The organism is Gluconobacter cerinus (assembly GCF_025961355.1).
In the GTDB taxonomy this organism is placed as follows: Bacteria; Pseudomonadota; Alphaproteobacteria; order Acetobacterales; family Acetobacteraceae; genus Gluconobacter; species Gluconobacter cerinus.
Map to the genome: position 1 here is coordinate 3,289,268 of NZ_JAOQNM010000001.1, position 10,855 is coordinate 3,300,122.

The 10,855-nt window shown below is 54.0% G+C and carries 8 protein-coding genes and 1 pseudogene; 5 read left to right on the forward strand and 4 right to left on the reverse strand.

Going from position 1 to position 10,855, the window contains the following annotated elements; genetic code table 11:
* The first annotated feature begins 104 nt into the window (after positions 1-104).
* The 5 genes from M2305_RS15140 (at position 105) to M2305_RS15160 (ending at position 6,160) form a co-directional block, all read left to right on the forward strand.
* The gene (locus M2305_RS15140; RefSeq protein WP_264649899.1) at positions 105-944 is read left to right on the forward strand and encodes an aromatic ring-hydroxylating oxygenase subunit alpha; all 840 of its coding nucleotides are present in this window, start codon (positions 105-107) and stop codon (positions 942-944) included.
* On the forward strand, positions 941-2,272 hold the full coding sequence (locus M2305_RS15145) for an amidohydrolase family protein (RefSeq protein WP_264649900.1): 1,332 nt from the start codon (positions 941-943) through the stop codon (positions 2,270-2,272). Before M2305_RS15140 ends, M2305_RS15145 begins: the two co-directional genes overlap by 4 nt.
* A gap of 12 nt (positions 2,273-2,284) precedes the next feature.
* Entirely contained in the window at positions 2,285-2,779 is a 495-nt protein-coding gene (locus M2305_RS15150) for a nucleoside deaminase (RefSeq protein ID WP_264649901.1), read from the forward strand.
* 152 nt (positions 2,780-2,931) lie between these two features.
* On the forward strand, positions 2,932-4,293 hold the full coding sequence (locus tag M2305_RS15155) for an 8-oxoguanine deaminase (protein WP_264649902.1): 1,362 nt from the start codon (positions 2,932-2,934) through the stop codon (positions 4,291-4,293).
* A 232-nt stretch (positions 4,294-4,525) separates the two neighbouring features.
* A complete protein-coding gene (locus tag M2305_RS15160) occupies positions 4,526-6,160 on the forward strand; it encodes a S10 family peptidase (RefSeq protein ID WP_264649903.1) in 1,635 nt (544 codons plus the stop codon).
* Between the two features lie 86 nt (positions 6,161-6,246).
* Here M2305_RS15160 and M2305_RS15165 read toward each other — a convergent pair whose 3' ends face one another.
* The 4 genes and pseudogenes from M2305_RS15165 to M2305_RS15180 all read right to left on the reverse strand — a co-directional run.
* A complete protein-coding gene (locus M2305_RS15165; RefSeq protein WP_264649987.1) occupies positions 6,247-7,344 on the reverse strand; it encodes a serine hydrolase domain-containing protein in 1,098 nt (365 codons plus the stop codon).
* Between the two features lie 228 nt (positions 7,345-7,572).
* Entirely contained in the window at positions 7,573-8,919 is a 1,347-nt protein-coding gene (locus M2305_RS15170) for an autotransporter strand-loop-strand O-heptosyltransferase (protein WP_264649904.1), read from the reverse strand.
* Positions 8,916-10,100 carry an autotransporter strand-loop-strand O-heptosyltransferase gene (locus tag M2305_RS15175; RefSeq protein ID WP_264649905.1) on the reverse strand — a complete coding sequence of 395 codons (1,185 nt, stop codon included), beginning with the start codon at positions 10,098-10,100 and terminating at the stop codon, positions 8,916-8,918. Before M2305_RS15175 ends, M2305_RS15170 begins: the two co-directional genes overlap by 4 nt.
* A gap of 2 nt (positions 10,101-10,102) precedes the next feature.
* Positions 10,103-10,855 (reverse strand): annotated as a pseudogene (locus tag M2305_RS15180) (fatty acyl-AMP ligase); the annotation flags it as partial.

Below are 10,855 nucleotides of genomic sequence, written 5' to 3' on the forward strand. Positions count from 1 at the left end.
TTCACAATAAGAATTTTCCGGTTTATCAATATTCTGTATTCCATCAATGCCGGGGAGCATGATTAACTCTTCCCATCCGTCACCAGCAGCAGGTTGCCCGTGCCATGACCAGCCCCGATCCAGAGACGTTATCACACTGGTATCCTGTGGCTATGGTCGGGGATCTGACACATGCGACTTTCCAGACCATGCTGCTCGACCGGATGATTGAGATCTCCCGCGACGAAAACAATGCGTTTCAGGCGCTCTGCGGCAATCGCCCCCTCCCCGTGCAGGAACGCTACGGTTATCTCTGGACGTCTCTTGGAGAGCCCGTCCGGGATATCCCCGCCATTCCCGAGGCCGCTGAGCCAGACCGCCGGCTGGTATGTTGTGGGTCTATTGCCGTACATTCGTCAGGCTTGAGGGTCGTCGAAAACTTCCTCGATATGGCCCACTTCCCCTTTGTTCATACCAATATCCTTGGGGCAGAGCCTGAAACCGAAGTTCGGCGATATCAGATCGAAACACGAGAAGACGGTGCGGAAATCTGGGCAACCGACTGTACATTCTTCCAGCCTCAAGCGGCACTCTCCGCGTCCGGCGGGATTTTAACTGACTATACCTATCGAGTTGCCGCCCCGTTCTCCACGCTTCTTTATAAAACCTGCCCGGCCTCCCCCGAGAGACAGGACGTCATCGCTCTGTTCGTCCAACCGATGACCGCAACCCGTTCCCGGGCGCACCCAGTGATGTTCCTGATCGACGACAGTTCCTCACTGGACGGACTGGTTGAATTCCAGCAATTCATTTTTCTTCAGGACAGGATCATTCTTGAAAACCAGCGCCCTCGCCTGATGCCACTGGACGGAAAATATGAAATTCCGACCATGGCAGATCGTTCGTCCGTGGCTTACAGGCGCTGGCTTAAAGGAAAAGGCGTGACGTATGGTGCTCTGTCGTGAGTGCATTTGTCGTCACCGGCCGGGCGCTGGCGTCCCGAACGCCTCAGCAGGCTTTTCTGGAAAATGTGGCTCTGCTGGTTGGCGACGACGGGATCATTCAGCGTCGCGCAATCTGCGGCACACAGGCCTATCAAGGCCTGCAAAGCAGTGAAACTCTTGTTCACCTACCAGACGACACCCTCCTCGTTCCCGGCCTGACAGATCTACACATTCATGCGCCGCAATGGCCTCAAGCTGGCACGGCTCTGGATCGTCCGCTGGAAGAGTGGCTGGGCACATATACCTTCCCTCTAGAGGCCCGCTATTCGGACGCAGCCTTCGCAGCCACGGTTTATGAGGACCTGGTTCAAACCCTTCTGCGAAACGGCACAACCACTGCGCTCTATTTTGCCACGATCCACGAAGAAGCCAGTCTTGTTCTTGCCCGCACATGCCTCAAATACGGGCAACGCGGGTTCGTTGGACTGGTGGCAATGGATCATCCGGACCTGTGTCCACCAGACTATCGTCAGGCCAGCGCTCAGGACGCTCTCGATGCAACGCGACGCTTCATTCATGCCGTCCGAGCCTTGCCAGGCAACGAGGCCGGTCTGGTCCAGCCTGTTATTACGCCTCGCTTTATTCCTGCCTGCTCCGACGCGCTTTTGAATGGTCTTGGCGCACTTGCCGCAGAAATGAGTGTCAGAGTGCAGACCCATGCGTCAGAAAGCGACTGGGAGCATCATCATGTTCTGGAGAGAACAGGCCAGACAGACACGTCTGCACTGGATGCTTTTGGTCTCCTGCGAGACCATACCATTCTGGCGCACGCAGGGTTCCTGAACCAGAATGACCGGACACTGGTCAAAGAGCGCAATGCCGGACTTGCCCACTGCCCGATTTCCAACGCCTTTTTTGCAGGAGCGGCCCTTCCCGTTCGCGACGTTCTCAATGAGCACGTTCACTGTGGGCTGGGCACAGACCTTTCAGGCGGGTATTCTCCGTCCATCTTTGAAAATGCACGGCAGGCCGTTCTGGCGTCCCGGATGCTGGAAAGCGGGACAAACCCCGAAATTCCTCCGGCAGAACGTGGCCTCCCTAACCACAGGATAGATTTTCAGGAAGCGTTCTGGCTTGCAACACGAGGCGGCGCGGATGCTCTCGGGGTGCCAAGTGGACAACTCCTGCCTGGACAGGCGTTCGATGCGCTGGAGCTTCGCTGCACGTCAGGCAGTCTGCGATTATCGTCGCAAGACAGTGCCGCCAGTTGTGCCCAGAAAATTGTCTGTCATGCCTCGCCTGAGACGATTGATCGTGTCTGGATCAATGGCCGTCTGGTCAAGGAATAAGGAACTGATTGCATGATTACAGAAACAGACGATCTGCGTTTCCTCCGTATGGCGTTCGATGTTGCCAGAAAAGCACGTGACGGCGGGGATCATCCGTTCGGGTCTATTCTAGTGGACGAGACAGGCACTGTTTTGATGGAGCAGGGTAATGGCTACAGCGCAGAAGGATGCGACATGACAGCCCATGCCGAGCGTCTCCTCGCGAGCCGGGCCAGCAAAGCTTATGGGGCAGAACGCCTGCGCCGGTGCACGCTCTACAGTTCTGCAGAGCCCTGCGCGATGTGTTCAGGTGCCATCTACTGGTCCGGGATCGGACGCGTTGTTTACGGCCAGTCCGAAAAGGACCTGAAAGACATGACCGGCAATCACGCGGAAAATCCCACGCTGGATCTCCCTTGCAGGACCGTCTTTGCTGCTGGCCAACAGCTAGTGGACGTTGTGGGTCCCCTCCTGGAACAGGAAGCTGCCGCATTGCAGGCAGAATTCTGGGCGGCACATGACTCGTGACAGCAGGACGAGCCTGATGCTACGATAAGCCTTCCTCGCCCGCTCAAAGCAAGTTTGATGACGATCCGGACTTCGCATCTCCGGAACAGGGCCTTCTGCGAAAGCCATGAATGATCATGGCTTGCTGATGGTTATTGGGAAAGGATGCCGCAATGACGGTCAACCTCCTCATCACAAATGCTTCTCTGTACATTGATCGGAATTGGGAAATCCCCAATGGGTGGATCGCCATTAAAGACGGGCGCGTTCATTCCACAGGTCACTCCGGGGAAGCTGCTCCACAAGCAGAAAAAATCATATCGGCTAATGGAAAGCTGGTAACTCCGGGCCTGATCAATGCCCACCATCACATGTATCAAAATCTCACACGCTCCTATGCCCCCGTAACCAATGGGACGTTGTTCGAGTGGCTTCAGGGATTGTATCCGCTCTGGGCCGGACTGGACGAAGAGTCTGTTTACCTTTCAACAGCGGTTGCGATGATTGAGCTGCTGATGGGGGGCTGCACGACATCCATGGATCACATGTATGTCCATCCCAAGCCCTTTCTGATCGACGCCCAGTTTCGTGCGGCCAGGGATATAGGCTTTCGTTTCCATGCCACTCGCGGCTCCATGACGCGATCCGTAGAGGATGGAGGACTTCCCCCCGCATCTGTCGTGCAGGACGAAGAGACCATTCTGGCAGACAGCGAAAGGCTGGTAAAAACCTATCATGATGCCTCTCCAGGCGCGATGGCTCGAGTGGCTCTGGCGCCCTGTTCTCTGTTCAGCGTCTCCGAAAGGATCATGACAGAATCTGCCGCCATGGCAGACACATATGACCTCAGGTTACACACCCATCTGGCAGAAGATCACGATGAGGACCGCTATTGTGCGGAGGTCTATGGCTGCACACCGACAGAATATTTCGAACGTGTAGGTTGGGCCAGCCCTCGCTCCTGGGTGGCACACTACATTTACCCTTCCTCTGACGAAATCGACCGTCTGGCGCACGCTGGCGTCTGCACGGCGCAGTGTCCCTGCTCCAACATGATGATTGGAGGCGGCTCTGCGGATGCCATGGATATGCGGCGTCGTGGGATGCGTGTGGGGCTTGGTTGTGACGGTTCAGCATCGACAGACCATGCATCGCTCTGGCTGGAGACCCGCATGGCGCTGCTTCTGGGTCGCTTCCGCAATGGCCCACACTCCATGACAGCCCGAGACGCTCTGGATATGGCGACACGCGGTGGAGCGGCCTGCCTGGGCTGGGATGATGAGATCGGGCATCTTCGTCCCGGGGCGTGTGCGGATCTGGTTATCTGGCAGATGTCGGACATTTCCCTTGCAGGGGCTCTGACGGACCCTGTGGAGGCGTGGCTTCGCTGCGCCCCGGCGACTGCAGGAACCACCATCGTCAACGGCAAAATTCTGGTTGAGAACGGGCAGCCTGTGCTGAAAAATCTGGGGGATATCCTTGGGGCTCATCGCAAGGAGGCCATGCGCATCCAGCGTTTGACGCCCGCGGCCTGAAACAAAGCTGAACGATGATCTGGACATCCGTCTGGATCATCATTCCGCTATCGGAAAACGATCGTTCTGAAGATTGCGAAAATATTATTTTCAACGAAAAGAGTGCGGTATGCCCCTGTTTCGTCAGACAGAACGTGACAGTTCAGAGGTGCCGCATTTCCCTCACCAGATCCTGAACTTGTAACGGTTCCGTATTCCTTACAAAATCATTTTAATCTGTAAGGAGTTACCCATGCGTTCAGGCATCCTGACCCGTTCTTTTCTTGCTGTCAGCCTGCTGGCAGCCACATGTCTCACAGCTCACGCGGAAGCCCCCGTCTCTGACAACGTCAAACAGGCTGAAACGGCATCGCAGTTTCTGACAACACCCCAGAAGGTTGTATCAGACGGGGCTGTAACCATTCGTGGTCAGCACATTCCTTATCAGGCCGTCACCGGCACGCTGATTGTTCATGCCCAAGGATGGGATGATTCCGATACCGGCCCCAGCGATCCAAAAGCTGAAAAGAAAAACCCGGACGCCGTCGCTTCTATTTTCTATGTGGCCTATTTCAAGAAGGGCGCGCATGCAGAGAACCGCCCGATTACGTTTGTTTATAATGGTGGTCCCGGTTCTTCGAGTGTCTGGATGCATATGGGTGCTTTTGGCCCACATCGTATCGTCACTGCAGATGACAGCCACACAGCAGCGGCCCCGTACAAACTGATTGATAACAATGACAGCCCGTTGGATGCCACGGATCTTGTCTTCATTGATGCGCCAGGTACTGGCTTTGGGCGCCTTGTCGGCAAAGACAAGGAAAAAGCGTTCTACGGTACAGACCCGGACGCCGCAGCCTTCACGGACTTTATTGCTCAATTTCTGACCCGTTTCGGGCGATATAACTCTCCCAAATACCTGTTCGGAGAAAGCTATGGCACGACGCGCTCAGCAATCGTCGCCAACCAGTTGGCCTCTGAAAAAGGCATCGATCTGAATGGCGTTATGCTGTTGTCGCAGATTCTGGATTACGACAATTCGATCGACAACGTGAAATCAAACCCCAGTGTTGATCAGCCCTATGTTCTTGCCCTGCCTAGCTTCGCTGCCACGGCCTGGTATCATCATAAGTTGCCAACGCAGCCCAAAGACCTGAAAACGTTCCTCAGCGAAGTTGAACATTTTGCGCTTACGGACTATACCAGCGCCCTTCAGGACGGCACCGCCATTTCAGACGAAAAGCTGGAACAAACGGCCCAGAAGCTGCACCAATATACGGGCCTTCCCGTCGACTACCTGAAAAAAGCTGACCTCCGCGTCAGTGGTGGCGAATTTGCTAAAACCCTGCTCGGCGATGACGGAATGGACACAGGCCGTCTGGACAGTCGCTTCTCCGGGCCTGCCATTGATCCACTGGCGCAGACCCCTGACTATGACCCCCAGTTTGCTGCGATGCAGTCAGCCTATGTATCCGCCTTCAACGATTATGCGCGCAATACGCTTCATTACGGAACAAACCCGGCTTTCAATGACGGCTACGAAGAATACAAGGTTAGCGCCCATTCAATCGGCAAATGGGCCTTTGTGCATAAGCAGCCAGGCGCCGGTCGGCCAGCCAAGGGCGCGCCAAATGTCCTGCCGGACCTTGCAAGCGCCATGAAGCAGAACCCGAGCCTGAAGATTATGCTCAATCAGGGATACTACGATCTTGGGACGCCCTTCTTCGAAGGTATCTATGAGATGCAGCATCTCCCGATCCCTCACAAGCTGGCCTCAAACATCGAAATTCATCAGTATGAATCCGGTCACATGGTCTATGCCCATGCACCAGCCCTCACCGAACTGCATGATAATGTCGTCAACTTCATCAACAAGACGCATGGCTAACACCATTCCGTCTTGACGATTAAGCGATACTAAATGGCGGAGCTGTCAATTTTTGAGCTTTGACAGGTCCGCCATTCAGAACATGATCAGGCGTGTGCTACTACGCCCAGTGCCCGAGCAGCGTCCGTGGCAATATCATGCCGGAGTTTCACGACACTGTGGCCCCCGGACGGATGAACCCTATTGGTCAGAATGAGCACATAACTGTCATTCTCAGGGTCAATCCAAAGCGACGTCCCCGTAAAGCCGGTATGGCCGAATGATCTCGCCGAAAACAGATCCCCTCTTGGGGAGGAATAGTGCGTGGCGATATCCCATCCCAGTCCTCGCAGGTCAGTTTTACCAGCGGGCTGTTGTGGGGTTGTCATCAACTCCAATGTACTTCTTTGAAGCGGAAACGTGCTGGGACGACCAGCGAGACGATCCAGTAATGCCTGTGCATACAGGCACATGTCCTGCGCATTCGAGAAAAGCCCCGCATGCCCTGCAACGCCCCCCATACGGCGGGCGGTCGGATCATGCACGACACCGCGCAGCATGTGATGTTGGTCGTCATACTGCGTAGGCGCAATATCAGGCTGTAAGGCAGCGTCCGGCAGATAACCGGAGTGCGACATTCCCAAGGGCGTTAGAATATTGTCAGCGACATACTGGTTCAGGGGCTGTCCTGTAACCTTTTCCACGATCAGACCCAGCGTAATGTAATTGACGTCGCTATAAACGAACTTTGCCCCCGGCGGATTGGCAAGCGGCGATGTCATGGCAAGACGGACAGCCTCTGTTTTTCCGCTCCATGGACTATCAAGCGGCACATCCGGGGGGAGACCCGAATAATGGGTCAGCAGAAGACGCAGGGTGACAGCCGATTTTTTGTTGGCTGCGAACTCTGGAAGATAACGCACGACCGGATCGTCAATGTTGATTTTTCCGTGTTCCACCAACTGCATGACAGCCAGAGCCGTCATTGTTGGCTTGGTCAGCGACGCCATATCGAACCGCGTGTCCCAAGTCATGGGCTCACGAGTAGGCACCAGAGCCCGGCTTCCATACACATAGCGATGTGCGATCTCGCCGTTATGACCAACAGCAAGAACAACGCCAGGAGTCTCTTTGTCTTTCACGGCCTGTCGCGCCAAGGCGTCAACTTTGGAGAACCTTCCCTCACTGGAAGAGGCACATCCCATCAGAGCGCTGCAGGATAGCGCCGCACCGCCGATCAGAAACTGACGCCGACTGCTGCGCTCTTTGGTCAATGAATAAAGCAATCTGGCCTCCTTCTTCCCGGTTCTTCCGGATACGTAAGAACCGGAACAGTAACGCGGTTCAGGGAGAGCGCAAGCGGGACAGCTTCAGGGGATAGGTTAAAAAGGACTCCCCGAGCTGCCTCTTGCTCGGGAAGAGCGTTTTATAATTCACTCTGAAGGATGATGCGCACTCTCTAGCGGGTATTCACGCATCACTGCTTTAATAGTCCGAATGACCTGACCAGATGTGATATTCCGCGTACATTCAAACTGACGACTGGTGCCCGCATGACGGGGGCAGAAAAGAAAGTCATTATGCATGAAGGGATGCCGAATATCGTGCCAGCAACTGTTGCAGGTGTTGGTATTAAAAACTCGGTACGGTGTCTGAAATTCGTTTATCGGATGTGTAAATCCGGAAATCATGACAACAGGCGTGTCCGCCGCCCAGGCTAGCCAGGAGAGACCGCTCGACAAGCCTACAAAAAACTCTGCGTGCTTCAGCCACTGAAGGCGTTCGCGAAGGGGCCGGGCACCAGTCTCATCTTCCGCGTTATGCGGGATCTGGTTCCAATGAAGGCCTTGGCCATATTTTATTTCTCGGTCGATGCAGATAACGCGATACCCTGACCGCTTGAGAAACTCCACGACGTCATACCAACCCGTCGGGTTATTCCAGTATTTGCACTGGGCACTGGCCTGACTGGCGATGACAACGTAAGGTTCTTCAATCGGTCTTTCTTCAGAAATATCCAGATGCAGAGGCTCTTCCTCGGGGGAAACCCCGAGAATATAGCCTGCTGTTCTGTGCAATCCAACAATCCGGAAGTCAGCAGGTTGCCAGGTGTTATCTTCATCCCCGAAGAACAAACCGATGTAATATGTGGCGTAAAACTCGTCTTTTAACGCGCTGAACTCCTGCTTTTCAACAAACCTGATATCTGGGTATGACGCGGAAAGCAGTTCTTTCATCTGCTCCGATACCATCACTGTGAGTTCGCATGCATGGTCTCGTGCAAAACGCACAGCATATGGCACCCAACCAGCCGTATCGCCGATCGTATTGCCAGCCATAAGAATGGCTATTTTTTTACCCTGAGCGTCATAGTCGTGAGAGAAAACGAGCATGCCCGCCTGAAAAACTTCGATCCTTGCGTTCAGGTAATGCTTCTTTCGGCTTTGAAAGGTCGCATTACTCCCCTCACCGTCAAAAATAACCGCGTCCGTATCAAGATCAGTAAGCCGAATGCGCCATATCCCTTTGGGAACCGTGACACGGACCCCTTGGTTAAAATCATAACGAATACCCGCAGACCCTTCCTGCGTTGGTACGTTTGAAGGGCTCGGAAATGTCGCGGTCTCGGTTGATGACGCAGAAACGCCAGCCGCATCTACTTTTGAGACGCTGTCAGTCTCAGTAGCCGGATCTACGGCAGGCGGCGTCGCAACAGGCTTACTGGAATGTCCAGCAAGCATGATTGACTGGAAGATGTCATTCGCTTTTGCAGTCGTCATTCCGACACTCCCTCAAAATCGGGAATTTTCATGATTGTGTCGATTACCTGCTGCGAAGAAATCAGTCGGGTACATTCGAACTGTTTGTCAGTGCCACTCTGCCGCGGACACCAAAGATAATCGGCTGGATCAAGCTGGCAGCGAATATCATTGGAACACCCATTGCAGGCATTCCAGTTAATCACGCGGTAGGGTGTTTCAAACTCATTATCAGGCCGCGTGAAGCCGCTGATCAGTACAATAGGCGTACCGACTGCCCAAGCAAGCCAGCTTAGACCGCTGGAAAGCCCAATAAAAAACTCCGCATGCCGCAACCATCTCGCACGTTCAGCAAGAGGCAGCGCGCCTGTGAAATCTTCCGCCCCATATGGGATATTATTCCATATGGTTCCGACGCCGTTGACCCGGCTCCTGTCGATACAGATGACTCTATAGCCATGCTTTTTCAGGAAACGGATTGTCTCCAGCCAACCGAACGGATTATTCCAGTATTTGTTCTGGGATGTCGCCTGAGTCGCAATGCAGACATATCGTTCCGCAAGAGGCCTCCCTCCCTCCATGACGTCAACATCGGGTGGGCGTGATGTCCTCGAAAGGCCCAGAATAAGAGCCGCATTATTTTCCAGGCCTGCTTCGCGATAATCCACCGGACTATGGTTGCGGGCAACGTCATTGTAAAAAATCAGAACCTTATAAGAGGCATAATAGTCTTTTCCTGCCTCTTCTTCAGTCGATACAAGTCGAATATAAGGGTACACCGGAATGAGCAGACTGGCGATGTCCGGGCGCACCATGCATGTCAGGCGACATTCGTGTTTACGGGCGAACTCTGCCACCTGCCCGAACCAAGCGAGATGATCACCAATTCCGCCTTCCCGCATTCGGACGAGAACGGGTTGATCCTTCAGGTCCATTTCATACGTAAAGAAGGGTTCGCCGTTCTTTGTAATCTCGATCTGATAGCGCAGGTAATATCTTTTTATGCTTTGTACGATCCCCTGAGACACGTCCTCAGAAAATAAAACCGTGTGCGTATCCACATCTTTCAGGACAACATGCCAATTACCAGCAGGCAGGAGAACGCGGCATCCATCGTTAAAATCGAAGCGAATACTTCCCGGCCCTTCCTGCGTCGGCATAATGGAAGCGGGTTGAACTAGAGGCATTGAGGGACTGCTCATGCTCACATTTTCCCCTCTGCAATTTTCAGAATGCGCACCTGGCCAGATCCTGCTGGACTATGAGTATATTCGCCAAGGATCGAAATATTGCCCTGAAGAAGCTCGTTCTTGGTTTCGGCCACTCTGATTTTTCCGCTCGGCGTTTTCAGGATCGCACTGGCGCGCAGGAAAACAACACGGCAACGCCGCGTCGGAAAATGTGTGCAGATCGTCTCGCCGATAGCTTTACCCAGTTGCGTCAGGTCACCATCAGATCCAGATGGTAATTCTGTCACAAGAACAAGCGACGTTTTGTCTCCAATGGTCTCATCAAAGACTGCCGTTGAGAATAGTCGAATATCGGCCTCGAACGCTCCCAGACAAGCAATAATATCTTCCGGATCGAGAACGCTGTCGCCGAGTTTGATCCGATTATCCTGACGGCCAGTGACATACAGCGTTCCATCCAGCAGAAAACCACGGTCCCCTGTCCTTAGAAAAGTCCCTTCTTCGCCCCCAACATGCCCTTCGAAAACCCGACTGTTTTCAACAGGGCGGTTCACGTACCCGGTTGCGACGCCGGGACTATGAATACGAATTTCTCCGACGTCTCCATCTGGAAGCGCTGTTTCAGTGTCCCCATCGGCAATTCGTACGATAATGTCAGATGGTGGCCTGCCGCAGCCTGCTAAAAGGCGCCTGTCGAGTATATCGCGCGGCGGGAGCGCACGACCATGCGCAAGACCGTCACGAGAAAACTCCCGAAACGACACGCC